We start from the raw sequence: 24,365 nt of genomic DNA on the forward strand, positions 1-24,365 counted from the left end.
TAGGAGACAACACCATAGCGGGCGAGTATGTCGAATTTCCGGCGGCACGCCGTACTCGCCTGGAGATCAGCGCCCTGCGTCCTCACCGTGTGTCGGCCTGGACTCGGACGGGGGGTGGCCTTCGGCAGGGGGAACGGAAGGAATCGGCGGCTGCTGCCGGGCTTCGGCGGCCGGGGCCGGCGGTGGCTGGGTCGCGATAGGCGGGACGTACCCTCCGAGGGTCTCGCTCTCCCGGAGGCGGCGTTCCCTCCGGCGGCCGAAGATCAGATGATCCAGGCTGAACCGGCCCGCGCCCGCGGTGGCCAGCAGCAGCGCGGCAGAGCCCAGCGCGGCGACCAGCTCGAACCCGCCGCTTGTCACGAACACGCCGCGACGCCCGTGCACGAAGACGAACGCGCCGAGCATCACCGCGGCGATCATGGCGCCGGCGAGCGGGGTCAGCAGGCCAAGGATGATCAAGGAGCCCGCGCCGAACTCGGTGAGCATGGTGAACGCGGCGGCCAGCCGAGGCGCGGGGGTGCCCGCCCCGGCGAAATCCGCGGCGACGGCCTCGAAGCCCGTGTTCGCTTTCTGCCACCCGTGCGCGAGGAGGATCACGCCGAGGGCGAGCCGCGCGATCAGCGCGGCCAGGTCGTACAGGAGACGTCTCATGGCTGGTGCGTGCGCTCGCGGGACGAACTGACCAGCAGGCTGTCCAGCTTGGCCGTGGGCTCGGCCGACAGGTCCCGGCGCCGGGTGCGGCGCCAGTTCAGGTGTCCCCGGCTCTCCAGGCCCAGCATCAGCCGGTCGACGCCGAAGAGCACGACGGCGACGAACAGCAGTGCAATCACGATTTCCATGAAGGCCAGTCAAACCACATGCCATCGCGATTACTCAGAGCGACACGCTGCCACTTTCGGCGACTCACCCGGTGTCGCGGACAGCGGGTCCCGGGTGATGTCGACGCGCTTGTACGGCCGCGGCGGCGAAGACTCAGGCCGGTGTGGGCCCGCCCGTTCCACCCGAGGCGACGACCGTGCCCGTGCTGGTGCGCAGATGGCCCTCACCGGTGTAGATCCACTTGGTGGAGGTCAGCTCGGGCAGGCCCATGGGACCACGCGCGTGCAGCTTCTGGGTGGAGATGCCGATCTCCGCGCCGAAGCCGAACTCGCCGCCGTCGGTGAACCGGGTCGAGGCGTTGACCGCCACGGCCGCGGAGTCGACCAGCGCGACGAACCTGCGGGACGCGCTGACCGAGCGGGTGACGATCGCGTCGGTGTGGCCCGAGCCGTACTTCCTGATGTGGGCGACCGCGTCCTCCAGCGAGTCGACCACGGCGGCGGCGATGTCCAGCGAGAGGTATTCGTTGAAGAAGTCGTCCTCGCCGGCGGGCACCACCTCGCCGTAGGCCGCGATCCGGGCGTCACCGTGGACCGTCACACCCTCCGCGGCCAGCGCGGCCAGCGCGCGCGGCACGAAGGCGTCGGCCACGGCGGAGTGCACCAGCAGTGTCTCCGCGGCGTTGCACACCGAGGGCCGCTGGACCTTGGAGTTGAGCAGGATCTCGATCGCGAGGTCGGTGTCGGCGTCGGCGTCGACGTAGACGTGGCAGTTGCCCACGCCGGTCTCGATCACCGGGACGGTGGACTCCTCGACCACCGAGTTGATCAGCGAGGCCCCGCCGCGCGGGATCAGCACGTCCACCAGGCCGCGAGCCCGCATGAGCTCCTTGACCGAGTCACGGGTCAGCCCGGGCACCAGCTGCACGGCACCCGCAGGGACCTCGGTGCCCGCCAGCGCGTCCTGCATGACCCTGACGAGGGCCGTGTTCGATTCGTAGGCGCTGGACGAGCCGCGCAGAAGAGTGGCGTTGCCGCTCTTCAGGCAGAGCGCCGCGGCGTCCACCGTGACGTTGGGGCGGCCCTCGTAGATGATGCCGACCACGCCGAGCGGCACCCGGATCTGGCGCAGTTCCAGCCCGTTGGGCAGCGTGTTGCCCCGGATCACCTCGCCCACCGGGTCGGGCAGGTCGGCGACCTGGCGGACCGCCTCCGCGATGGCCTCGACCCGGGCCTCGTCGAGCCGGAGCCGGTCGATCATGTATTCGGAGGTGCCGCTCTTCCGAGCCTTCTCCACGTCGACCGCGTTGGCCGCCACGATCTCGGCCGACCGGGCCACCAGGGCGTCGGCGACCACACGGAGCGCGGCGTCCTTGGGCGCCCGCGGCAGCGGGGCCAGCTCGGCGGCGGCCTCCTTAGCCGCCAGGGCTACCTTCAGGAAGTCCTCGGACATCTCGCGCTCCCAAAGAACTAGTGGTGAGACTCCAGTATGACGATGTCGTCACGGTGGATGAGCTCGCGTTCATATTCCGGACCGAGGCTGACGGCCAGCTCCCTGGTGGAGCGGCCGAGCAGGTCAGGGATCTCCCCCGCGTCGAAGTTGACCAGGCCCCGGGCGACCACCCCGCCGAGCGGCCCGCACAGGTCCACCGGGTCACCGGCGGCGAACTCGCCCTCGACGGCGGTGACCCCGGCGGGAAGCAGCGACTTGCGGCGGCGCACCACGGCCTCCACCGCGCCGGAGTCCAGGTGAAGCCGGCCGCGGCCGGTGGTGGCGTGGGCCAGCCAGAGCAGGCGGGTTCCGGGATGGCGGCCCTCGGGATGGAAGTAGGTGCCGATGTCGGTGCCCGCGAGTGCCTGGGCGGCGTGCGCGGCGGCGGTCAGGACCACGGGCACGCCCGCCCCAGTGGCGATCTTGGCGGCCTGCACCTTGGTGATCATCCCACCGGTGCCGACCGCGCCGCCCTTGCCCAGCTCGACCCCGACGAGGTCTTCCGGCCCGCGCACGTCTCCGAGCCTGCGGGCGCCAGGACGGCGGGGGTCGCCGTCGTAGAGCGCGTCCACATCGGACAGGAGCACCAGCGCGTCGGCGCGGATCAGGTGGGCGACCAGGGCGGCGAGCCGGTCGTTGTCGCCGAAACGGATCTCGTCGGTGGCCACGGTGTCGTTCTCGTTGACCACCGGGACGATGCCCAGCTCCAGCAGCCGGTTCAGCGTGCGCTCGGCGTTGACATGGTGCGCGCGGCGCATCATGTCGTCTGCGGTCAGCAGGACCTGGCCGACGCGCAGGCCGTACCGGGCGAAGGAGGAGGTGTAGCGGGCGACCAGCACGCCCTGGCCGACCGAGGCGGCGGCCTGCTGGGTGGCCAGGTCGCGCGGCCGGGCCGACAGGCCCAGCGGGCCGAGGCCGGCCGCGATCGCACCGGAGGAGACCAGCACGATCTGCGTGCCGGTCTTCCGCCGGGCGGCGAGCACGTCGACCAGGGCGTCCACCCGGTCGACGTCGATCGTGCCCTGCGAGGTCGTGAGCGAGGACGAACCCACCTTCACGACGAGGCGTGAGGCCGTACGGATCCGGTCACGCACAGATTCCACGACACGTACCTTTCACAGGAGCTTTCATGTCTCTCAAAAGGAAAGCGGGCTATCCGAGCCGGTTGTCCGTTCCGCGCGGGCCCTGGTGCACGGCCTCCGCGTTGAGCGTCGGCTGCCAGTCGAAGATGTAACCCGTCTCCATCGATCCGATGACCACCTCGGCCCCGGCCTTGGCCCCGGCCTTGGTGAGTTCCTCCTCGACACCGAGCCGCTCCAGCCGGTCGGCCAGATAGCCGACGGCCTCGTCGTTGGTGAAGTCGGTCTGGCGGATCCACCGCTCCGGCTTCGCCCCGGTGACCTGGAAGGTGTTCTCGTCGACCCTGCGCACGGTGAAGCCCGCGTCGCCGAGCTGCTTCGGCTTGATCACCAGGCGGGTCGGCTCCGCCACCGGTGCGGCGGCCCGGGCGGCGGCGACCATCTCGCCCATGGCGTAGGTCAGCTCCTTGAGCCCCTCGTGCGTGGCCGCGGAGATCGAGAAGACTCGCAGCCCCCGCTCCTCGAGCATCGGCCGGACGATGTCGGTCAGGTCGCGGGCGTCGGGCACGTCGGCCTTGTTGAGGACGGCCAGCCGCGGCCGGTCCTCCAGCTTGCCGTATGCCTTGAGCTCGGCCTCGATCACCTCGTAGTCGCTGATCGGATCACGGCCCGGCTCCATCGTGGCGCAGTCGATCACGTGCACGATCGTGCTGCACCGCTCGACGTGGCGCAGGAACTCGTGCCCCAGGCCCTTGCCCTCCGAGGCGCCGGGGATGAGGCCGGGCACGTCGGCGACGGTGAAGATGGTGTCACCGGCGGTGACCACGCCCAGGTTGGGCACCAGCGTGGTGAACGGGTAGTCGGCGATCTTCGGCCGGGCCGCGGAGAGGGCGGCGATGAGGGAGGACTTGCCCGCGCTGGGGAAGCCCACCAACGCCACGTCCGCGACGCTCTTCATCTCGAGCATCACGTCGATCTCGTCGCCGGGCTCGCCGAGCAGCGCGAAGCCGGGGGCCTTGCGCTTGGTCGAGGCCAGCGCGGCGTTGCCGAGCCCTCCGTGCCCGCCCTCGGCGATCACGTAGCGGGTGCCGGCGCCGACCAGGTCGACCAGGACCTCGCCGGTGTCGGCGTTCTTGACCACGGTGCCGTCGGGCACGGCGAGGATGATGTCGGCGCCGTTGGCGCCGTCACGGTTGGCGCCCTGGCCCTGCTTGCCGTTGTCGGCCTTGCGGTGCGGGCGGCGGTGGTATTCCAGCAACGTGGCGGTGTTCGGGTCGACCTCCAGGATCACGTCGCCACCGCGGCCGCCGTTGCCCCCGTCGGGTCCGCCCAGAGGCTTGAACTTCTCCCGATGGACAGAGGCGCAGCCATGTCCCCCGTCACCGGCCTTGATGTGCAGGACCACCTGGTCCACAAAGTCCGGCATGTCTGCTCTCCTACCCCCATCTACGGGACTACCCGCTTACAACGCGAACAGGGGCGGACCGCCGTACGCGATCCACCCCTGCCTGTAACGTCTGTCGGTGCGGATCTACTCCGCGACCGGGACGATGCTCACCGCGCGACGACCGCGCTTGAGGCCGAACTGCACGTGGCCCGCGGCCAGCGCGAACAGCGTGTCGTCGCCACCACGGCCGACGTTGTCGCCCGGGTGGAAGTGGGTGCCACGCTGGCGGACGATGATCTCACCGGCGTTGACCAGCTGGCCGCCGAAGCGCTTCACGCCGAGCCGCTGGGCGTTGGAGTCACGGCCGTTCCGAGTGGACGACGCGCCCTTCTTGTGTGCCATCTCGCAAAACTCCCGAAACTCAGGCCTGGTTGATACCGGTGATCTTCACCTGGGTGTACCGCTGGCGGTGACCCTGGCGCTTCTTGTAGCCGGTCTTGTTCTTGTACTTGAGGATCCGGATCTTCGGACCCTTGGTCTCGCCGAGAATCTCGGCGGCAACCGTGAACTTGCCCGCTTCGGTGGTCACGTCGCCATCGTTGACGACGAGCACCGTCGGCAGCGAAACCGTGGAACCGACCTCGCCGGCGACCTTGTCCACCTCGAGGACGTCACCGACGGAGACCTTCTGCTGCCTGCCGCCGCAACGAACGATCGCGTACACCGCGGAACCCTTCTTCTGACTACGTGCTCGCTGGATGCTGCGCCCCGCATCCGGCTATGGTCACTGGTTTGACCGACGAACCGGGTAGGCGCGCGAACAGGGCGCGCCATGAGCGCACCGGTTCACCAGGGTACCGGATTATCGGTGTCCTGGTCGAACCGGGCGGAACGTCGGGGTGCCGACCCTAGGTCGTGTCCCTGTAGATCTTTCGCTTATCGCGATCGGGACACAGCCTAATCAGCCGACTTAGCCTTTCGGGAGCGTCGCCGCCCCCGGCCGGAAGCCTGTATGGCCTGCGCGTCCTCAACCGGGACGTCATCAAGCGCATCGGTCACGGTATCACGGCCAGACTGCGCGCTGGCCGCCACAGCCTGACCTCCGTCCTTGGAGAGCTTCTCCGCGACGGCCTTCTCTATGGCCATCTTGCCCTGGGTGCCACGCGGCTCAGGCTTGCCCTCGACCGGCTCGGTCGAGACGTGCAGGCCACGGCCGTTGCAGCACTCGCAGGTCGTGGAGAACGCCTCCAGGAGGCCCTGACCGACCCTCTTCCGGGTCATCTGGACCAGACCGAGCGAGGTGACCTCGGCGACCTGGTGCTTGGTCCGGTCGCGGGCCAGGCACTCCAGCAGCCGCCGCAGCACGAGGTCCCGGTTGCTCTCCAGCACCATGTCGATGAAGTCGATGACGATGATCCCGCCGATGTCCCGCAACCTCAGCTGGCGGACGATCTCCTCGGCCGCCTCCAGGTTGTTACGGGTGACGGTCTCCTCAAGGTTGCCGCCCTGGCCGGTGAACTTGCCGGTGTTGACGTCGACCACGGTCATGGCCTCGGTCCGGTCGATCACCAGCGAGCCTCCGCTGGGCAGCCACACCTTGCGCTCCATCGCCTTGGCGATCTGCTCGTCGATCCGGTAGGCGGCGAAGACGTCGCCGTCCTCGTCCCACCTCGAGAGCCGGTCGGCCAGGTGCGGGGCGACGTAGTGGACGTATTCGTCAACCGTCTCCCACACCTCGTCACCCGCCACGACCAGCGAGGTGAAGTCCTCGTTGAACACGTCGCGGACCACCCGGACGGTCAGGTCGGGCTCGGAGGACAGCAACTCCGGCGCGCTGGCCGACTTGGCCTTGCGCTGGATGTTCTCCCACTGGGCCGACAGCCTGGCCACGTCGCGGGCGAGTTCCTCCTCCGACGCGCCCTCGGCGGCCGTGCGGACGATGACCCCGGCGTTCTCCGGCATCACCTTCTTCAGGATGCCCTTGAGACGGGTGCGCTCCTTGTCGGGAAGCTTGCGGCTGATCCCGGTCATCGAGCCGTCGGGCACGTAGACCAGGTAACGGCCGGGAAGGCTGATCTGCGAGGTGAGCCGGGCACCCTTGTGACCCATGGGGTCCTTGGTGACCTGCACCAGCACCGACTGGCCCGACTTCAGCGCCACCTCGATCCGCTTGGGCTGGCCCTCCAGCCCGACGGTGTCGAAGTTGACCTCGCCGGCGTACAGCACAGCGTTGCGGCCCTTGCCGATGTCGATGAACGCCGCCTCCATGCTCGGCAGCACGTTCTGCACCTTGCCGAGATAGACGTTGCCCACGTAGGACTGGCTCGCCTCACGGTTGACGTAGTGCTCGACGAGGACGCCGTCCTCCAGCACCGCGATCTGGGTCCGGCCGCCGACACGGCGGACCACCATCACACGCTCGACGGACTCCCGGCGTGCCAGGAACTCCGACTCGGTGATGATCGGCGGACGCCTCCGGCCAAGCTCGCGGCCTTCCCTCCGGCGCTGCTTCTTGGCCTCCAGGCGGGTCGACCCGCGCACGCTCTGCACCTCGTCCACCAAGGTGCTGCGTCCGGCGCGAGGCGCGCGGATCCGCACCACCGTGTTCGGCGGATCATCCTGCACATCGCCCACGTCGTCGGCGCCCCTGCGCCGACGCCGGCGACGGCGGCGCGAGCTGCCGCTCTCCGCCTCGTCGTCCTGCTCGGCCTCTGCCTCGGCCGGCGCTTCCTCTTCTTCCTCGGGCTGCTCGGACTCGTCCTCTTCGGCCTCGTCCAGCTCACGCACCTTGCCCCGGCCACGACCGCCCCTGCGGCGACGCCGACGGCGGCCACCGGCCTCGTCGTCGCTCTCGGCGCCCTCGTCTTCGGACTCCTCCGGGGTCTCGGCCTCTGCCTCGGCGGCCTCGACGGGCTCGGCCTCGGGCTGCTGCACCGGAGCGGGCCTGGTGACGGGCGGCTCGGCCCGGTAGGGGTCGGGAGCCTGGAACAGCGGCTGGAAGACCGCTGCCGGAGCCTGGAAGGCCACCGAGGGAATCTCGGCGCGTTCCTTGGCCACCAGCCCGAACGGGTCGGCGAACAGCCCCGGACGCTCCTCTACGACGTCCTCCCCCGCGGGTTCGTCGTCCAGCGCCTCGTCGACGGGCATCGTGAGCAGCAGCGCCGCCGCGACCTCCTCGGCCTGGGCCGTGGTTATGTCGGCGATGTGCTCGATGTGCTCCACCACGACCGGCGCGTCCTCCTGGACGGCCTTCTTGCGGGTACGGCTACGCCTGGCCGGGGCCTCCTGCACGACCGGCTCGGGCGCCGCCTCGGCCGCGGTCTCCGCGACCGGTTCGGGGGTCACCTCAGGAGCCGGCTCAGCGACCGGCTCGGAAGCCGCCTTCTTCGTACGGCTGCGCCGGGTGGTGGTCGTGCCCTCCGCCGTGGCCGTCTTACGCCGGGTGGCACGCTTGGGCGCCGTCTCCTTGACCGCTTCGGGCTCTGCTTCGGGCGCCGGTGCGGCCTCAGCCGCCGGTGCGGCCTCTGGCTCGGCGGCCAGCACCACCGGAGCGGCCGGCTCCGGCTCCTCCGGCGGAGGCCCCGCGGGCCGGCTGGCGGATCGCCTGCGACGCGGCGATTGTGTCTGTTCCGTTGTGTCCCCGCCAGGGCCGTTGGCCCCGGCGTTGGGCTCGTTGTCGAGCATGCGGGCGCTCTCCCGTCAGCTCCCGGGCGCGTCTCCGCGCCGCGCGGGAGCTCTCGTCTCTCGCTGTACGCCGGGCGTTGAGCCCAGCGTCAAGTCCTATAGGTCGCCGCCGACGTGCTCGCCCGCCGGTTCCGTTTCGCCGCCGCGCGTAGCGTCGCGGTCCAGGTCGAACGGGTCGGCGGGCTCACCGGTGCGCACGTCGAGCGGTCCCTGCGCCAGCCTGGTCACCTCGGGGGGCACCGGCGGCGCGAAGTCAGCCACAAGACGCAATCCAGTAAGAACGTCGTCGGGTCGAACGGCAGGAGTTGCGTGCCGTACAACCATGCGAAGTATGACACATGGCTGACTGGACGCCTGACCTGCTGTTGTCTCAGTTCCCTCAATAACCTCAAGGCGCAGCACCGCCTCTCGCGCGTCGAAGCGGCGCAGCCCCTTCTTCGTCAGGCGCTCCACTTCGACTCGCTCGGCGGTGTTGAACCGTTCGACCGCCACCCTCGCGAGGGCGAGATCGGCGTGCGGCAGCCTCAGCTCCCACACCGAGCACTCCAGCTGGTCGGCCAGGTTTCCGGCGCGCGCCTCGACAACGGCGAGAACGTCGAGACCAGGCGGAAGCGACGCGTCCAACGCGGCACGGAGCCGGTCGGGATCACACTCCCGCGTCACACTGATCTCGCAGTATTCCGCCTCGCTGGCGACTCCGGTGGGTGCGGCCGCGCCCAGATAGGAGATCTTCGGATGGGGCGAGAAACCCGCGCTGAACGCCACCGGGACGTCGGCACGCCTGACGGCGCGCTCCACGGCTCTGGAGATGTCACGGTGACTGGTGAAGCGCAGGCGGCCGCGCTTGGCGTAGCGAACACGAAGACGCTGCGCCACGGGCGCGGGCGGAGGCCCATCGGGAACGGGTTTCAGGGTGGTGTCGTCCTTCCCAGGTTGTGATCGTCGTTTCAGGTCAGGCCACGCTCACGCACGGCCTATCTCAGACAACCGTCAGTGGCAGCAGCTTCTTCCCCGTCGGCCCGATCTGGATCTCGGTGCCCATGGCGGGGCAGACACCGCAGTCGTAGCACGGCGTCCAGCGGCAGTCTTCGACCTCGACGTCGTTGACGGCGTCCTGCCAGTCCTGCCAGAGCCACTCGCGGTCGAGACCGGCGTCGAGGTGGTCCCAGGGCAGGACCTCGTTCTCCTCGCGCTCCCGCGTGGTGTACCAGTCGACGTCGACGCCGGCCTTGGCCGCGGCGTCCATCCAGCGCTGGTAGGAGAAGTGCTCGCTCCAGCCGTCGAACCGGCCGCCGTCCTCCCACACCGCGCGGATGACCTTGCCCACCCGGCGGTCGCCCCGGGAGAGCAGGCCCTCCACGATCGAGGGCTTGCCGTCGTGGTAGCGCAGGCCGATGGCCCTGCCGTACTCCTTGTCACCGCGCAGGGCGTCCTTCAACGCCTTGAGCCTGTGGTCCACGGTCTCGTGGCCGGCCTGACCCGCCCACTGGAACGGGGTGTGCGGCTTGGGCACGAACCCGCCGATGGAGACCGTGCAGCGGATGTCCCGGGACCCGGTGGCCTCGCGCCCCGCCTTGATGACCTTTCTGGCCAGATCGGCGATGCCGAGGACGTCGGCGTCTTCCTCCGTGGGCAGGCCGCACATGAAGTAGAGCTTCACCTGCCGCCAGCCCTGGGTGTAGGCCGTGGTGACGGTCCGGATCAGGTCTTCCTCGGTGACCATCTTGTTGATCACCTTGCGCATCCGCTCGGAGCCGCCTTCGGGAGCGAAGGTCAGCCCCGACCGGCGGCCGTTGCGGGAGAACTCGTTGGCCAGGTCGATGTTGAAGGCGTCGACCCGGGTCGAGGGCAGCGACAGCGAGGTGTTGGTGCCCTCGTAACGGTCGGCCAGGCCCTTGGCGACCTCTCCGATCTCGGAGTGGTCGGCCGACGAGAGCGACAGCAGGCCGACCTCGTTGAACCCGGACGCCCTGACCCCCGCGTCGACCATGTCGCCGATCGTGGTGATCGAGCGCTCCCGGACCGGGCGGGTGATCATCCCTGCCTGGCAGAACCGGCAGCCGCGGGTGCAGCCGCGGAAGATCTCCACGCTGAACCGCTCGTGCACGGTCTCGGCCAGCGGGACCAGCGGCTTCTTCGGATAGGGCCACTCGTCCAGGTCCATGACCGTGTGCTTGTGGATCCGCCACGGCACGCCCGACCGGTTCGGCGCGACGCGCTGGATCCGGCCGTCGGCGTGATAGCCGACGTCGTAGAACTTGGGCACGTAGACCCCGCCGGACTCGGCCAGCCGCATAAGCAGCTCGTCACGCCCACCGGGTGAGCCCTCGGCCTTCCACTCGCGGATGACCTCGGTGATCGCGATGGCGATCTGCTCTCCGTCGCCCAGCACCGCGGCGTCGAGGAAATCGGCGATCGGCTCGGGGTTGAAGGCCGCGTGGCCGCCCGCGAGAACGATCGGATCGTCGTCACCTCGGTCCGCGGCCTCCAGCGGGATGCCCGCCAGATCCAGCGCGTTGAGCATGTTGGTGTAACCCAGCTCGGTGGAGAAGGAGACCCCCAGCACATCGAACGCCCGCACCGGCCGGTGCGCGTCGACCGTGAACTGGGGAACGCCCTCCGAGCGCATGAGCGCCTCAAGGTCGGGCCAGACCGCGTAAGTCCGCTCGGCCAGAGTCTCCGGCATCTCGTTGAGGATCTCGTAGAGAATCTGGACACCCTGGTTGGGCAGACCTACCTCGTAGGCGTCGGGATACATCAGGGCCCAACGGACCGTCGCCTCGTCCCAGCTCTTTACGGTCGAGTTGAGCTCACCTCCGACATACTGGATCGGCTTCTGCACCTTGGGCAGGAGCGCTTCCAGGCGGGGAAACAGCGACTCGACAGACATGCATCAAGGGTATCCGCCTAGAAAGGGTGCCACAGGCGGTCGTCATCCGCTCGCAGCGAGCCGAGCCGGTGCCTCAGCTCGTCGTGGGCCGTCCGGTCACGGTGCGCGTTGCGCAACACGGCGGTGAGTGTCTGCAGCTCACGCATGTCGCGCAGCACCGGATAGCCCTCCCACGCGGTGGCGTCGTAGCCGTAGGCCTCGCTGAAGTTGGACCGCTGGCGCTCGGTCAGGCCGAATCGCACACCCTGCAGGGTCGGGATCAGGTCGATCTCCCGCGGTCCCGCGCACACCCCGTCCCAGTCGCACAGCAGCAGGCCGTCACGCGTGCGGATCATGTTCCCGCGGTGGGCGTCCCCGTGCACGAGCCCGTACGGCAGGGCGAACTCCAGCCGCTCGTAGTAGGCCTCGGCCAGCGCCTCGCACCGCCTGAGCAGCCAGCCCCGGTCGTTCTCGCCGAGCGCGAGGCTGGCCTCGATCGCCCCGCGCACCGCCCCGAACGGGTCGTGGGTCGGCAGCTCGAACGGCATTGGCGGCAGATCATGCAGCCGCCGCAGCAGCGGTCCCAGCTGTGCCGGGTCGGGCGGCGGCCCGATGTGCTCCTCGTGGCGCCAGAAGGTCGCCAGGAACCCCTTCGCGACGACCGGCTGCTTGAGGCCCAGCGGCCGGATGGTGGGGAACCCCTGCTCGACCAGCCAGCGCGTCACCCGCACCGAGGTCACCAGCCGGTCGAACTTGCCCGGCGTGGTCGCCTGCGCCAGCCGTACCACCACGCCCTCGGCGGGCAGGTGGTAGACGGTGTTGGCGAAGTCGCGCATGAGCGTGAAGCCCCGGATGTCCAGCCCGGCCTGCCTGCAGGAATCGCTGAGCGCCGCGGCCGCCCGGGTGAGGAGCGAGCTCTCAGTGATGATCGTCATCGTCCGCCCCTATCCGAGATCGCGTGCCGGGCCTGCTGCGGCAGTCCCACGGCACAGAAACCCTCGATCTGCCTGGCCAGTTGCTCTCCGCCCGGCCGGGAGGAAAGAAGCGCGCGGCCCGTGCCGAGGGTCGCGCCCAGACTGCTGATGCGCCGGTCGGGCGGGAGCGCGAGGACCGACCCCATGGCCTCCTCCGCACCCGTGGAGTCGCTCTCCATGAGATGAGCGATCACCAGATGAGCGCTGGCCATGGATTCGCACCCGTAGGAACGGTTCTCCGGCTCTCCCGAGGCGTACAGGGACAGCGACTCTCGCGCCGACTCGATCGCCTTCGCCGAGTCACCGAGGTGAAGGTGGGTGACTGCGGCGTAGTAGTGCTCTTTGGCCGGGAGGAACGCGAACTCCCCGGCGATCTCGTCGTGCAGCTCGTCGGTCCCGGCCGCGCGGACGTCGGCCGCCTGGCACAGGGCCTCGGAGGCCTCCCTGTCGCGGCTCAGCATCGCGTACGAGCGGGCTCGCAACATGTGCAGCCGGGTGGCCCCGGAGCCCGTGTGCAGGCACGTCAGCCCCTCCTCCGCGTATCTGGCGGCGTCGGCGTAGCGCCGATCCCACAGCGCCACCGAGGACTGCATCCCCCGGGCCCACCCCATCAACGCCGCGTGCCCCGCCACCTTGCCGTAGGTCCACGCGGCCCGTGCCAGGGTGTCGGCGGGAATCCGGCGATCCATGTCCATGCTGACGTTGGCCATCAGCCCGCACAGCGCGCCGGTGAGAAAGTAGAGCTCTCGTGCCTGTCCCGGGTGAACGCGCTTCTCCAGCGCCCGGCGGGTCCGTTCCTGCAACTCCCGCATCTCCACGAACAAGGGCAGCGGGGCCTCCGAGACGTAACGTTTGCCGACCCAGATCACCTGGGTGCGCAACCGTTCCAGCGCGCCGGAACCGAGCTCGCTCGCCTCGGCCGCCTCCGCGTGCGCGCCGGCCTCGTCGGCGGCCACCGAGATCAGGTCCAGGGTCAGGGGAGCGGACGGCGCGGACCTCAGCTCCTCCGGGGTGTAGTCGTTGGCGAAACCGAGCTGGACCGGCCCGGTCTGGTAGAGCCGGCACAGCAGATCCGTGTAGTCGCGATCGGGCCGTGCGCCCGCCTCCCACTCCCGCCACGAGCGTTCGGTCAGCCCCCGCCGTTTGATCCCTTCCCTGTCGCACATGGCGTGGAAGTGCTCGATGGCTTCCTCCACGGTCCACCCGTGCGCGAGCCTGCGGCACTTGAACCTGGTCTGCCGCGGGCAGCAGGCGTGGATCTCGTCGACCATCTGCTGGATGACGGCCGCCGACGGCGGACCGGGGACGGAGGCCAGCGTCCGATTGCGGATGATCGTCGCACAGGCCAGCGCGGCGCGGTCTCCGCCACGTGAGGTCTGGGTCATCGGTTCTCCCAGCCGTTCTTCGTACAGGGCGTTCTCACGCCAGTGCTGTGATCATCCTCGGGTGGACCTGAGAGCCGGCCGCAGGTTCGAGGGGAGCGGCCCCCTCATGAACCGGTGCCGCCGAAGGGCACGACCGTCCCGCCGTTGCGGAGCTGAGCCTGGAAGAGCTGCCCGCACAGACTGCTCGGTGTCTCGGCGAACCAGACCGTCGGCGGATCACCCGCCGACACCGCGGCCCAGCGGCCCTTGCTGAACACGATCCGGTAATCGGGAAACGCGGTGCGCAGTAGCTCCAGTGCCCGTTGCCGCTCGGCGAGCTCCGATGTCACGGTTCCTCCGTCATCGCGAGTTCCGTCCTCGTTCCCAGAATGTTCGCTTGACATCTGAAACGCCAGTGAGAGCCGGGAACCACGGACATGCGGACGGCTCTCATGTTGGCCGGGTTAGAAGGGTTGTTCGCGGATGTGGATGGCCTGGAGCAGCCCGATGGCGATCATATTGGCGAAGGTCGCGGTGCCGCCATAGGAGACGAAGGGCAGGGGAAGGCCGGTGATCGGCATGATCCCGATCGTCATCCCGACGTTGACGAAAGACTGGAAGGCCAGCCAGCACACGATCACTCCGGCCGTCAGCGTGCCGAACCGGTCACCGCACTGCCGTGCGATCCGCATCCCGCGCAGCAGGATCACGCCGAGCAGCGCCACCACGGTGACCGAGCCGAGGAAACCGAACTCCTCCCCCGCCACGGTGAAGATGAAGTCGGTGTGCTGCTCGGGCACGAACCGGCCGGTGGTCTGCCCGCCGTCGAACAGCCCCTTGCCGAACAGGCTTCCCGACCCGATGGCGATCAGCGACTGGGTGCTGTTGTAGCCGACGCCGCGCGGGTCGCTGGCGGGGTTGAGGAAGGCGGTGAATCTGGCGATCTGGTACGGCTCAAGCACGTCGAGGAACCACACGGCCACCGCTCCGCCGATCACGACGAGGGCGAGCCCGATGATCCAGCGCTTGCGTACTCCGGCGATGACCATCGCGCTGGCCGTGATCACGCCGATGACCATCGTGGTGCCCAGGTCGGGCTGGAGCATCACCAGGCCCATGGTGAAGACGGCCAGCACCAGCCCTATCACGACGTCCAGACCGCGCGGCCGCTCGGTGCCCGAGGCGGGCTGGGCCAGCAGCATGGCGAGCATCAGCACCAGGCCGAGCTTGGCGAGCTCCGACGGCTGGAAGGCGAAACCTCCGCCCAGCATGATCCACGAGTGGGCTCCGTTCACGGTGGCGCCCAGCGGCGTGATCACCAGGAACAGCCCGATCAGGGTCACGCCGTACACCAGCGGCGCGTAGGCCCGCAGCTTCCGGTGGTTGACCGTCACCGCCGCGCTGGCCAGCGCGCCCCCGATGCACAGGTTGAGGATGTGCTTCTTGACGAGCCCGGTGGAGCCGGGCGCCCAGGTCCTGGTGGACGACCAGACCAGCATCGTGCCGATCACCGACAGTGCCACGACCGCGACCAGCAGCACCCCGTCCATCCGCCACACCACCGACGACGCCGCCATCGCCCTACGGGCGAAGGAGCGGCGTGGCGCCGCCATCGCGCGGCTCATCGCGCCACCGTCCCGTCCCGCTTGATCATCGGCAGCTCGGCCGCGGGGCGTCCGTTCGCCAGCGCTGCCGGGGCCGGCTTCCCCTCGGGTGTGAAGCCGTAGATGCCCTCATAGATCTTCCGCGCGGCCGGAGCCGCGGTCTGTGCGCCCATCCCGCCTTGGGAGACCATGACGACGACCACGAACCGGGGTTTGTCAGCCGGTGCGAACGAGGCGAACCAGGAGGTGTCCTGCTTGCCGTAGACCTCGGCGGTGCCGGTCTTGCCGCCGATCTTCACCTTGTCCATGGGGAACCCGGAGAAGGCCCCGGCCGCCGTGCCGTCGGAGGGGACCTGGCTCAGCGCCTCCTTGATGTAGGCCCGCTCCATGGGGGAGATCGGAAGTTTGCCCACCACCGGCACTTTGATCTCCTTGACCATGGTGCCGTCCGGCCGCACCAGTGCCCAGCCCAGCCGGGGGCTGCGCAGCTTGCCGTCCCCGGCCAGCGCCGCGTAGGCCGCCGCGAGCTGCAACGGGGTCACCAGGACGTCGCCCTGGCCGATGGAGAAGTTGGCCGCGTCACCGGCCCGCAGCTGGTAGCCCTCCAGGCAGTTCTCATACGCCAGCCGCTTGAGGAAGGCGGCCCGGCCGGCGTCGCTCTTGGCCACCTCCGGATAACCCGACTTGGCCCGCTTGCAGTTACCTTCCTTGGTCGCGGCCCAGATCTCCTTCTTCCACTCCCGGTCGGGGATCCGCCCGGCCGACTCGCCCGGCAGGTCGATGCCCGTCGGGCGGCCGAACCCGAAGGCCCGCGCCGTGTTCGCCATGGGCTCCTTGGGCTTCCCCTTCGGCTTCAGTCCGCCGTCTCGCAGCCACTGCTCGTAGGCCGCCTTGTAGAAGATCGTGTCGCAGGACTTCACCAGAGCCGTGTGCAGGGTGAGCGTGCCCAGCCCGATGCCCCGGAAGTTGTTGAACGGCCGGCTGCCCACCATGAAGGAGCCCGGGCAGTCGTAGTGCCCGTGCAGGGGGTAGCCGTCTTTCAGCATCGCGGACACCGACGACACCTTGAACGTCGAGCCGGGCGCGAACTCCCCCTTGATCGCCCGTGACACCAGCGGCTTGCCGGATTTACCGGACAGCAGGCGCTGATATTCCACCTCGGAGATGCCGCCGGTCCAGATCGCCGGGTCGTAGGTCGGCGCGCTGGCCAGGGCGATCACCCGGCCCGTCTTCACGTCGAGCACCACGGCCGCCGCGCCGTCGGCCTGGGGAGCGGACTTCATCGCCTCGGCCAGGGCCTTCTCGGACACGGCCTGCACCTTGGCATCGATGCTGGTGATCAGCGTGTCGCCGGGCGCCGGGGGCGTCTGGCGCTCCACCCCGATCACCTTGCCCAGCCGGTCCACCTGCACGCGCCGCACTCCCGGCACGCCCCGCAGAGGCCCGTCGTACACCGCCTCCAGGCCGTCTCGGCCGACCAGGTCCACCCCGGAGAACATCGCCTTGAACCCGTCGCGCTTGTCCAGCTCGGCCTGGGTGATCGGCTGCAGGTAGCCGAGGGCCTGCGCGCCGGCGCTGCTGCCCGGATATTCCCTTACCGACTGGACCTCCGCGGTGACCCCGGGAAACTCCTCCTGCCGCTCCAGGATCTGCAGGGCCTCCCGGGTGGTGACGTTGTCGTCGATCGGGATCGGCTGGTACGGCGAACCGGGCCAGCACGGCCTGGCGACCCCTGGACCGCACGCCCTGATGCGCTCACGCAGTTCCGTAGGGCGGCGGCCCAGCACGGCGGCCAGCCGCTGGAGCACGGCCTTGCCGTTTCCCTCCATCCGGTTCAGTCGCGTCCGGTCCACCGACACCACGAGTCTGGTCCGGTTACGCACCAGCGGCCGCCCCGCCGAGTCGAGAATCTGCCCGCGCACCGCCGGCACGATCACATCGCGGGTTCGGGTCTCGGTCGCGGCCACCGTGAACTCCGCGCCGCGCACCACCTGCACCTGCCAGAGCCGTACGGCGAGCAACGCCAGCAACGACACCACCAGCACCTGCAACACGACCAACCGGCCCCGCATCAGCGTCATGCCTGCCCCCCGGCTGACAGCTCCTTCGAGCATGATCCGAAAACGCCGTTCCCACCGGCCCGCCCGCTCACGTCCGGCTCCGCGCGAGATACCCCACCGGTTGCGCGGCTCGCGCCCGGGGGCCCTCGAGAATTCTCTTCACCACCCACACCATCAGCGGGGCGGCCAGCAGGTTGTAGGCGACGGCCTGGGGCAGCGTCGCGGTGAACATGCCCTCGCTGAGCCGGGCGTCGCCGAACAGGGCACCGGTCACCACGGCCACCAGCGGCCCGGCCGCCGCACAGACCAACGCCGTGATCATCGCGGCACCCGGATGGCTCTCCGCCACCCGCCCGGCCGTGAACCCGACCAGGCACAGCACCAGCGCGTACTGCCCGAGAACGTGCACGGCCGGCGGCAGCACGTCGCTGATCAGCCCGGCGCAGAAGCCCATGACCGTTCCCGCCGCGGCCCCCCGGACCAGCGCGTAGCCCACCACCGTGAGCAACACCAGATCGGGCGCGACCTCTCCCGGAAGCGGCAGCCAGTTCACGATCGTCACCTGGACGACCATGACCAGCAGGAGCAGCCCCACGGAGATCACGTCACGGCCCACCGGTCAGACCCCTTCCTTTTCCTTCCTGGCACGGGGCAGCACCGCGTCACGCGGATCGCGCCGCGGCGCCTGCACCACCACCCCGACCACGTCAAGTGCGGTGAGGTCGGCGTACGGCCGCGCGTAGGCGATGCGGGTCAGCTCCCCCGGTGTGGCCTCCACACGCTCCACCACCCCGATCGGCACCCCCGCCACGTACGGCGCGCCGCGCTGGGAGCCGAAGCTCACGATCCGGCGCCCTGGAATGATCTGCGCGGTCGAGTCGAGCAGCCGGAAACGGATCAGGCGGCCGTTCTCTCCGATGCCGTGCACCACCCCGATCTCGTTGCTTCCCTCCAGCCGCGCCCCGGCCGCCGAGGCGGGATCGCTGAGCAGCACCACGGTCGAGGTGGACGGACCCGCCCGGATCACCCGGCCCACCAGCCCGTCACCGTTCAGCACCGTCATCTCCGACCGCACCCCGTCATTGCTGCCGACGTCGAGCTCGACGGCCTCCTCGAACCCGGGCGTGCCACGCCGGGCGATCACCTGCGCGGGCACGATCTTGTATCCGGCGATCCCGGCGACGCCGAGCAGGCGGCGCAGCTCCGTGGAACGCTGGCGGTCCAGGGTCTGCGCCGCCAGATCACGCTTGAGCCGCTGGTTCTCCGCGCGAAGCTCCTCGATGCGGCTCTGCGCCCCAGGCGCGCCCGTCATCATCTCGAAGAACCTGCCGACCGGCTTGATGACTCCGGCGCCCGCGCTCTCGACGGCGCCGAACACTGTTGTGCCGACCCCGCGGAGCGGGCCGAACGGAGATTCCTCTCCCGTCCGGTGATCCACGGTCATGAGCACGAGAGCCGCGGCCAGCAGCAGCCCCAGACTCATCCGTGCCCGGCGCGTGTCCTTCATCAGTGCCGCGGCTCAGGGACAAGAACCTGCTGCAAGGCCTCGAAGTCCTCGACGCACTTGCCCGTGCCGAGCGCGACGGAGTCGAGCGCGTTGTCCACCAGATGGATCGGCATGCCCGTCTCGACCTTGAGCCGCTCGTCCAGCCCCTTGATGAGCGCTCCACCCCCGGTGAGCGCGATCCCCCGGTCCATCAGATCGCCGGAGAGCTCGGGCGGGCACCTGTCCAGCGTGGTCTTGACCGCGTCCACGATCGCGTTCACCGGCTCCTCGATGGCCTTGCGGACATCGGCGGCCGACACGACGATCGTCTTCGGCAGGCCGCTGACCAGGTCACGCCCCCGGATCTCCGCGTGACCCTCCTCCGGAAGCGCGCAGGCGGAGCCGATCGCCATCTTGATCTCTTCGGCGGTCCGCTCACCGAGCATCAGCGAGTATTCCTTCTTGGCGAAGCTGATGATCGCCTGGTCCAGCTCGTCGCCGCCCACCCGGATCGACTGGCTGGCCACCACACCCCCCATCGAGATGATGGCCACCTCGGTGGTGCCGCCGCCGATGTCGACCACCATGTTGCCGGTGGGCTCGTGAACGGGGAGCCCCGCGCCGATCGCGGCGGCCATCGGCTCCTCGATGATGTAGACCCCCCGCGCGCCCGCCTGGTAGCCGGCCTCCTTGACCGCTCTCTGCTCGACCCCGGTGATCCCGCTCGGCACCGCGACGATGATGCGCGGCTTGGCGAACTGACGACGCTTGTGCACCCGCTGGATGAAGTAGCGAAGCATGCGTTCGGTGACGTCGAAATCGGCGATGACGCCGTCCTTGAGCGGCCGGATCGCCACGATGTTGCCGGGGGTCCGGCCGATCATGCGCTTGGCCTCGATGCCGATGGCAACGATCTTTCCCGTGTTCGTGTTGATCGCGACGACGGACGGCTCATTGAGCACTATGCCACGGCCACGCACGTAGACGAGCGTGTTGGCGGTACCGAGGTCGACCGCCATGTCGCGACCGAGAAAAGCAAGTTTGCTGCTCATGGGGAAGGCGGCCCTCCTTCCGGTCAGGTCGTCGACGAAAACTACAGAACGCACTCGAATCGTAACGTGACGTACCCACACTTGGGCGCAATGAGCCCCCCAGTTGCAGGAAAATCTTAAGTTGCGCTAAATACGTCAGGCCCCGCCACTCCCTCGGGGAGTGACGAGGCCCGGCGACACCGGAGACTTAGAAGCGGTCCGGGAAGAAGATCTTGATCTCCCGAGCGGCGGACTCGGGCGAGTCGGAGCCGTGAACCACGTTCTCACCGATCTCCAGGGCGTGGTCGCCACGGATGGTGCCAGGCGCGGACTTGACCGGGTCGGTCAGGCCGGCCAGGGCGCGGAAGGCCTCGACGGCGCGGGGGCCCTCGGCCACGAGCGCGACGAGCGGGCCAGAGGTGATGAAGTCGACCAGCTCACCGAAGAACGGCCGCTCGGAGTGCTCGGCGTAGTGCGTCTTGGCGGTGTCGACGTCCAGGGTGCGCAGTTCCATCGCCACGACCTTCAGGCCCTTGCGCTCGATGCGGGCGACCACGTCGCCGATGAGACCGCGCGCGACACCGTCGGGCTTGATCAGGACAAGAGTGCGCTCGGACACTGAAGTTCTCCTTTGAACATGAATAGGAATGTCTCGCAGACTGCGGTGAACGCGCGAAGTTTACCGTCCCCGGCTCGATTCCCTGTGGTCGGCGGTGTCAGGCGCGGGCGGGACCGTCTCCCAGCTCGTCCTCCGGGGACGGGGTGGGCGGCGGCACCACCGGCAGCGTGCCGATTCTCTCCGGCTCCGAACCGGGCTCCGGATCATCGTGCCCGGCGGGCTCGTCGCCTTCCTCCGCCTCCTGCCCGGCGTTGGATCCCGTCTTTGCCACGGGGGTCGTCCGCGAAGCGGCGGACTCCCGTGGGAACCGGATCTCGGTGCCCATAGGCTCCAGTTCGGTGGCGGGCTCGGGAACCGCGGGAGCGAGGGCGGACTTCGGTCCGGCGACCGGCACGTCCGGCTTCACGACCGCCTGCGGCGCCGCGACCGGCCGCATCTCGCCGGTGGGCGCCGACGCCGTGTGAGGCTTCTCCGCACGGGCGTCGTCGCGCCCTTCGACCGGGGACGGTTCGTCCGGGGAGACCGCGTCGGAGACCGTCGCGCCCGCCGTACCGGAGACGGCCGCCGGGGCACGGCGAGCCAGGAGCGCTCCGAGCACGATCACCATGACCACCAGACCACCGCCGATCAGAGCCCACAGGTGAAGGGCGTCCACGAACGCGTCGACCAGTGCCTGCGGGGTCGTGGCCCCGTTCAGTCGGACCACCTGGATCCCGCTGCCCAGCAGGAAGCCCGAAAGCACCCCGGGGAAGAACAGCGACAGCGCGAAGAGCGCGGTGCCCGCGCCGGGCGAGCGCAGCGCTGAGGCCAGCGCCGCCGCGGCACCGACCGCGAGCAGCGCGAACGGGAAAATCAACGCGGGTCCGTCGGCGGCGGGAAGGAGCAGCCTGACCGAGCACAACCCGGCCACCATGATCACCAGGCCGCCCGCGGCGACCAGGGGCATGGCGGCGTCGCCCAGCCGGTTCGCCGTCCACGCGGCCAGGAGACCGAAGACTCCCGCGATCACGAAAGCGTGCCACAGGCCGGACAGCCCGGGGCCGCCCAGCCCACCGAGCTCCACGTAGGTGACCTGAGCCGCGGTCGGCAGGACCACGACGCCCACCGCGAGCATCGTGTAAGCCGATGCCCTCCCACCGGCGCCTTCGAACGCTCCGGCGGAGGCGAGCGCGAAAAGCGCGACGATGGACAGCGCCGCCGCCGGAACCAGCAGCTCCGGGGGCCAGTCGAAGGTGGTGCCCAGAGCCAGGGCGGCGATGCCCACGGCGGGCACGGCCGCCATCAGCAGACGCCCGCGCTCGGCGTCGCTCGGTCCGGGGCCCGCCACAGCGCTCCCACCGCTCCTCATCCAGAGGATGAGGTAGACAGCGGCCAGAGTGAGCGCGACGCCTGTCAGCATCGGGTACGGCTGGAGCGTGACCTTCCAGGACCTGACCTCGTCGAGGGGCCACAGGGCGAGCGCCTGCGCCGCCAGGAGACTAGCCGCGAGCATCGCTCCCCACACCGCGCGCAGGATCAGGGGGCGCTCCCACACCGCCACCAGGGTGGCGGGCACCAACAGGCCGGCGCCGATCCCGTGAAGGACCCGCAGAACCCCCACCAGGAGCGTGGAGTTCGCGTATCCCCCGGCCGCGTCGGCCAGCGCGAGCACGGTCAGCCCGGCGATGAGGAGCGGGGCCGCTCGCATCCTCCGGACGGCGACCGCGGCCAGCGGAACGGTCAGCATCATCGCGGGCAACGCCAGCCCGTGCGCCCGCATCATCTCGATCTGCGAGATGCCGGGCGGGAGCAGGGAGGCCACCACCGAGATGGTGTTGGGGATGGCGACGATTGCCAGCGGAAGCGCCACCGCGACGAGCAACCCCAGGACGACATCGAGCAGCACCGACGCACCAAGCGTGCGCACCAGACCCGCGGGCCCGGCGGTCACCGCCCGAGTCGGCTGAATGGGAGGGACGGCCATGTAAGCCGACTTTAGCGGGAAGTCACGCCCTCGACACGGCGAGCGACGAATATCGCAGTGATCCACAGGGCTGCGAAGATCGCACCGAGGAAGAACATGGTCGGAACCAGGAAGCCCGCGGCGATGGCGAGCACCTGGACGACGCTTCCCGCGATGTAGGCGAACGGCCGCTTCAGCATGCCCGCGACCAGGACGCACAGGACCGCCAGACCGATCCCGACGGTCACCGCGACCGCCGGTTCGACGCCCTGGACGTTGATCGCCACCGGGGTGAACAGCCCGACGACGATCGCCTCCATGCCCAGCACGCTGGCACAGAGCCGCCGCATGCCCGGAGTAACCGTGATCATCTCTCGCTTCCCCGCCGTCATCTGGCTGCCGTCATCTGGCTCACGTGGCCTCGCCGGCCTTGAGCAGGAGCCGCGCGTCCCCGGCGGTGACCACCGATCCGGTGATCAGCACCCCGGCTCCGCCGAACTCCCCGGCCTCATCGGCCAGCCCGATCCCCATGTCGATCGCCTCGTCCAGCCGGCCGACCCGGCGCACCCGGTCCGGACCGAAGATCTCCTCGGCCAGCACCGCGAGTTCGTCGACGTCCATGGACCTCGGTGAGGAGTTCCGGGTCACCACGATCTCGTCCATCATCGGCTCCAGCAGTTCCAGGATGCCCCGGACGTCCTTGTCCGCGAACATCGCCACCACGCCGATGAGCTTGGCGAAGCCGAAGGACTCGTGAACGGCCTCCAGGGTGGCCTGCATACCGCCCGGGTTGTGCGCGGCGTCCACGAGCACCGTGGGGCCCCGCCGTACGACCTCAAGCCTGCCCGGCGAGCGCACCTGGAGGAACGCCTGCCGTACCAGCTCGGGGTCGAGCGGTTCGTCTCCGACGGACAGCGCCTCCACCGCGGCCAGCGCGCAGGCGGCGTTGCTCGCCTGGTGCGCGCCGTAGAGAGGAAGCAGCACCTCCTCGTACGTCTCCTTGAGGCTTTTCAGGTGAAGCAGCTGCCCGCCCACCGCGAGCTCCCGGCCGAGCACGCCGAATTCCAGTCCTTCACGTGCCACGGTGGCGCCCGCCTCCGCCGCCTTGCGCATCAGCACCTCGGCCGCGGGGAGCTCCTGCTGCGCGAGTATGGCCGTCGCTCCCGGCTTGATGATCCCGGCTTTCTCCCCCGCGATCGTCGCGATGTCGGGACCGAGATAGTCGACATGATCAAGGGAGATAGGAGTGATGACGGCCACCGCGCCGTCGGCGACATTGGTGGCGTCGAAGCTCCCGCCCATGCCCGTCTCGATGACGGCGACGTCGACCGGAGCGTCGGCGAAGGCCGCGAAGGCCATCGCGGTGAGGGTTTCGAAGAAGGAGAGCCGGCGCCCCTGGGCGTCGATCATCTCAAGGTAGGGCGCGATGTCCTCGTACACCTCGACGAAACGCTCCTCGCTCAGCGGGGCGCCGTCCAGGCAGATGCGCTCGCGCATGGAGATGAGGTGCGGGCTGGTGAAGCGGCCGACGCGGAGGTTGCGCTCACGCAGGATCGTCTCGATCATCCGAGTCGTGCTCGACTTACCGTTGGTGCCGGCGACGTGGATGACCGGGTAGGAGTGCTGCGGAGAACCGAGCACGTCCATGAGCGCGGCGATCCTGTCGAGAGTGGGCTCGAAGTTCCACTCGACGCCGCGTTCCATGATTGCTCGTTCAACTGCTCGATAGTCCACGTCTCAAGCCTACTGACCTCGTCGACGGGCTCCAGACAGGGTGGTGGACACGACACCCCAGCGGCCCCCGGAACCCCAACAGGGCCCCCGGAACCCCCGAAAAAACGGGGGGTGTCCCGGTTCCCCGGGAACACCCCCCAAAACGCAGGAAAGGCCACCCCGAAGGATGGCCTTTCCCACAATGATTGTCCGGCGGCGACCTACTCTCCCACACCGTCCCCG

The 24,365-nt window shown here is 69.5% G+C and carries 22 protein-coding genes; all 22 read right to left on the minus strand.

Annotation, left to right across the window (positions count from 1 at the left end; all coding sequences use genetic code 11):
* Positions 1 to 66: 66 nt before the first annotated feature.
* The 22 genes from ACFY2X_RS20130 to ACFY2X_RS20235 all read right to left on the minus strand — a co-directional run bounded on the left by ACFY2X_RS20130 (position 67) and on the right by ACFY2X_RS20235 (position 24,113).
* The gene (locus ACFY2X_RS20130; protein ID WP_389939986.1) at positions 67 to 651 is read right to left on the minus strand and encodes a DoxX family protein; all 585 of its coding nucleotides are present in this window, start codon (positions 649 to 651) and stop codon (positions 67 to 69) included.
* Positions 648 to 839 (minus strand): hypothetical protein, encoded by a 192-nt coding sequence (locus ACFY2X_RS20135; RefSeq protein WP_389939987.1) that lies wholly within the window; start codon positions 837 to 839, stop codon positions 648 to 650. The genes ACFY2X_RS20130 and ACFY2X_RS20135 overlap by 4 nt, the downstream gene beginning before the upstream one ends.
* Before the next feature lie 133 nt (positions 840 to 972).
* Positions 973 to 2,271, minus strand: a complete 1,299-nt coding sequence (locus ACFY2X_RS20140; protein ID WP_389939988.1) for a glutamate-5-semialdehyde dehydrogenase — start codon at positions 2,269 to 2,271, stop codon at positions 973 to 975.
* 17 nt (positions 2,272 to 2,288) lie between these two features.
* Positions 2,289 to 3,413: a glutamate 5-kinase gene (gene proB / locus ACFY2X_RS20145; RefSeq protein WP_389939989.1), complete on the minus strand. Its 1,125-nt coding sequence runs from the start codon at positions 3,411 to 3,413 to the stop codon at positions 2,289 to 2,291.
* 49 nt (positions 3,414 to 3,462) lie between these two features.
* Positions 3,463 to 4,815 carry a GTPase ObgE gene (gene obgE, locus ACFY2X_RS20150; protein WP_389939990.1) on the minus strand — a complete coding sequence of 451 codons (1,353 nt, stop codon included), beginning with the start codon at positions 4,813 to 4,815 and terminating at the stop codon, positions 3,463 to 3,465.
* A 105-nt stretch (positions 4,816 to 4,920) separates the two neighbouring features.
* Complete coding sequence (gene rpmA / locus ACFY2X_RS20155; RefSeq protein WP_090773491.1) at positions 4,921 to 5,178, minus strand: 50S ribosomal protein L27; 258 nt, start codon at positions 5,176 to 5,178, stop codon at positions 4,921 to 4,923.
* Between the two features lie 19 nt (positions 5,179 to 5,197).
* Complete coding sequence (rplU, locus tag ACFY2X_RS20160) at positions 5,198 to 5,500, minus strand: 50S ribosomal protein L21 (RefSeq protein ID WP_184544206.1); 303 nt, start codon at positions 5,498 to 5,500, stop codon at positions 5,198 to 5,200.
* A 233-nt stretch (positions 5,501 to 5,733) separates the two neighbouring features.
* Complete coding sequence (locus tag ACFY2X_RS20165) at positions 5,734 to 8,460, minus strand: Rne/Rng family ribonuclease (protein ID WP_389939991.1); 2,727 nt, start codon at positions 8,458 to 8,460, stop codon at positions 5,734 to 5,736.
* A gap of 96 nt (positions 8,461 to 8,556) precedes the next feature.
* Entirely contained in the window at positions 8,557 to 9,336 is a 780-nt protein-coding gene (locus ACFY2X_RS20170) for a TIGR03936 family radical SAM-associated protein (RefSeq protein ID WP_389939992.1), read from the minus strand.
* A 103-nt stretch (positions 9,337 to 9,439) separates the two neighbouring features.
* Positions 9,440 to 11,350: a TIGR03960 family B12-binding radical SAM protein gene (locus tag ACFY2X_RS20175; protein ID WP_389939993.1), complete on the minus strand. Its 1,911-nt coding sequence runs from the start codon at positions 11,348 to 11,350 to the stop codon at positions 9,440 to 9,442.
* A gap of 17 nt (positions 11,351 to 11,367) precedes the next feature.
* Positions 11,368 to 12,264, minus strand: a complete 897-nt coding sequence (locus tag ACFY2X_RS20180; protein WP_389939994.1) for a phosphotransferase family protein — start codon at positions 12,262 to 12,264, stop codon at positions 11,368 to 11,370.
* The gene (locus ACFY2X_RS20185; RefSeq protein ID WP_389939995.1) at positions 12,261 to 13,688 is read right to left on the minus strand and encodes a hypothetical protein; all 1,428 of its coding nucleotides are present in this window, start codon (positions 13,686 to 13,688) and stop codon (positions 12,261 to 12,263) included. Before ACFY2X_RS20185 ends, ACFY2X_RS20180 begins: the two co-directional genes overlap by 4 nt.
* Before the next feature lie 104 nt (positions 13,689 to 13,792).
* The gene (locus ACFY2X_RS20190) at positions 13,793 to 14,017 is read right to left on the minus strand and encodes a hypothetical protein (RefSeq protein ID WP_389939996.1); all 225 of its coding nucleotides are present in this window, start codon (positions 14,015 to 14,017) and stop codon (positions 13,793 to 13,795) included.
* Positions 14,018 to 14,131: 114 nt separating this feature from the next.
* The gene (gene rodA, locus ACFY2X_RS20195; protein WP_389939997.1) at positions 14,132 to 15,292 is read right to left on the minus strand and encodes a rod shape-determining protein RodA; all 1,161 of its coding nucleotides are present in this window, start codon (positions 15,290 to 15,292) and stop codon (positions 14,132 to 14,134) included.
* The gene (gene mrdA, locus ACFY2X_RS20200) at positions 15,289 to 17,352 is read right to left on the minus strand and encodes a penicillin-binding protein 2 (RefSeq protein ID WP_389939998.1); all 2,064 of its coding nucleotides are present in this window, start codon (positions 17,350 to 17,352) and stop codon (positions 15,289 to 15,291) included. The genes rodA and mrdA overlap by 4 nt, the downstream gene beginning before the upstream one ends.
* 67 nt (positions 17,353 to 17,419) lie before the next feature.
* Positions 17,420 to 17,947, minus strand: a complete 528-nt coding sequence (gene mreD, locus ACFY2X_RS20205) for a rod shape-determining protein MreD (protein WP_389939999.1) — start codon at positions 17,945 to 17,947, stop codon at positions 17,420 to 17,422.
* Between the two features lie 3 nt (positions 17,948 to 17,950).
* Positions 17,951 to 18,838: a rod shape-determining protein MreC gene (gene mreC / locus ACFY2X_RS20210; RefSeq protein ID WP_389940000.1), complete on the minus strand. Its 888-nt coding sequence runs from the start codon at positions 18,836 to 18,838 to the stop codon at positions 17,951 to 17,953.
* Positions 18,838 to 19,869 (minus strand): rod shape-determining protein, encoded by a 1,032-nt coding sequence (locus tag ACFY2X_RS20215; protein ID WP_389940001.1) that lies wholly within the window; start codon positions 19,867 to 19,869, stop codon positions 18,838 to 18,840. The genes mreC and ACFY2X_RS20215 overlap by 1 nt, the downstream gene beginning before the upstream one ends.
* 187 nt (positions 19,870 to 20,056) lie before the next feature.
* Positions 20,057 to 20,467, minus strand: a complete 411-nt coding sequence (gene ndk / locus ACFY2X_RS20220; RefSeq protein ID WP_389940002.1) for a nucleoside-diphosphate kinase — start codon at positions 20,465 to 20,467, stop codon at positions 20,057 to 20,059.
* A gap of 97 nt (positions 20,468 to 20,564) precedes the next feature.
* Positions 20,565 to 22,430 carry a hypothetical protein gene (locus ACFY2X_RS20225; protein ID WP_389940003.1) on the minus strand — a complete coding sequence of 622 codons (1,866 nt, stop codon included), beginning with the start codon at positions 22,428 to 22,430 and terminating at the stop codon, positions 20,565 to 20,567.
* 11 nt (positions 22,431 to 22,441) lie between these two features.
* Positions 22,442 to 22,780, minus strand: coding sequence for a DUF4233 domain-containing protein (locus tag ACFY2X_RS20230; protein ID WP_389940004.1), 339 nt, complete (start codon positions 22,778 to 22,780; stop codon positions 22,442 to 22,444).
* Positions 22,781 to 22,820: 40 nt separating this feature from the next.
* Positions 22,821 to 24,113: a bifunctional folylpolyglutamate synthase/dihydrofolate synthase gene (locus ACFY2X_RS20235; protein ID WP_389940005.1), complete on the minus strand. Its 1,293-nt coding sequence runs from the start codon at positions 24,111 to 24,113 to the stop codon at positions 22,821 to 22,823.
* Positions 24,114 to 24,365 lie beyond the last annotated feature (252 nt).

The organism is Streptosporangium sp. NPDC000396, from assembly GCF_042898655.1.
Lineage (GTDB): Bacteria > Actinomycetota > Actinomycetes > Streptosporangiales > Streptosporangiaceae > Streptosporangium.

Bases quoted from the DNA above. Each gene is read 5' to 3' on its own strand.
- ACFY2X_RS20215 (WP_389940001.1), bottom strand. From the start codon at position 19,869: ATGAGCAGCAAACTTGCTTTTCTCGGTCGCGACATGGCGGTCGACCTC.
- mrdA (WP_389939998.1), bottom strand. From the start codon at position 17,352: ATGACGCTGATGCGGGGCCGGTTGGTCGTGTTGCAGGTGCTGGTGGTG.
- rodA (WP_389939997.1), bottom strand. From the start codon at position 15,292: ATGAGCCGCGCGATGGCGGCGCCACGCCGCTCCTTCGCCCGTAGGGCG.
- ACFY2X_RS20230 (WP_389940004.1), bottom strand. From the start codon at position 22,780: ATGATCACGGTTACTCCGGGCATGCGGCGGCTCTGTGCCAGCGTGCTG.
- ACFY2X_RS20130 (WP_389939986.1), bottom strand. From the start codon at position 651: ATGAGACGTCTCCTGTACGACCTGGCCGCGCTGATCGCGCGGCTCGCC.
- mreC (WP_389940000.1), bottom strand. From the start codon at position 18,838: ATGAAGGACACGCGCCGGGCACGGATGAGTCTGGGGCTGCTGCTGGCC.
- obgE (WP_389939990.1), bottom strand. From the start codon at position 4,815: ATGCCGGACTTTGTGGACCAGGTGGTCCTGCACATCAAGGCCGGTGAC.
- rpmA (WP_090773491.1), bottom strand. From the start codon at position 5,178: ATGGCACACAAGAAGGGCGCGTCGTCCACTCGGAACGGCCGTGACTCC.
- ACFY2X_RS20140 (WP_389939988.1), bottom strand. From the start codon at position 2,271: ATGTCCGAGGACTTCCTGAAGGTAGCCCTGGCGGCTAAGGAGGCCGCC.
- ACFY2X_RS20225 (WP_389940003.1), bottom strand. From the start codon at position 22,430: ATGGCCGTCCCTCCCATTCAGCCGACTCGGGCGGTGACCGCCGGGCCC.
- ACFY2X_RS20180 (WP_389939994.1), bottom strand. From the start codon at position 12,264: ATGACGATCATCACTGAGAGCTCGCTCCTCACCCGGGCGGCCGCGGCG.
- ACFY2X_RS20185 (WP_389939995.1), bottom strand. From the start codon at position 13,688: ATGACCCAGACCTCACGTGGCGGAGACCGCGCCGCGCTGGCCTGTGCG.
- ACFY2X_RS20135 (WP_389939987.1), bottom strand. From the start codon at position 839: ATGGAAATCGTGATTGCACTGCTGTTCGTCGCCGTCGTGCTCTTCGGC.
- ACFY2X_RS20175 (WP_389939993.1), bottom strand. From the start codon at position 11,350: ATGTCTGTCGAGTCGCTGTTTCCCCGCCTGGAAGCGCTCCTGCCCAAG.
- ACFY2X_RS20165 (WP_389939991.1), bottom strand. From the start codon at position 8,460: ATGCTCGACAACGAGCCCAACGCCGGGGCCAACGGCCCTGGCGGGGAC.
- ACFY2X_RS20235 (WP_389940005.1), bottom strand. From the start codon at position 24,113: ATGGAACGCGGCGTCGAGTGGAACTTCGAGCCCACTCTCGACAGGATC.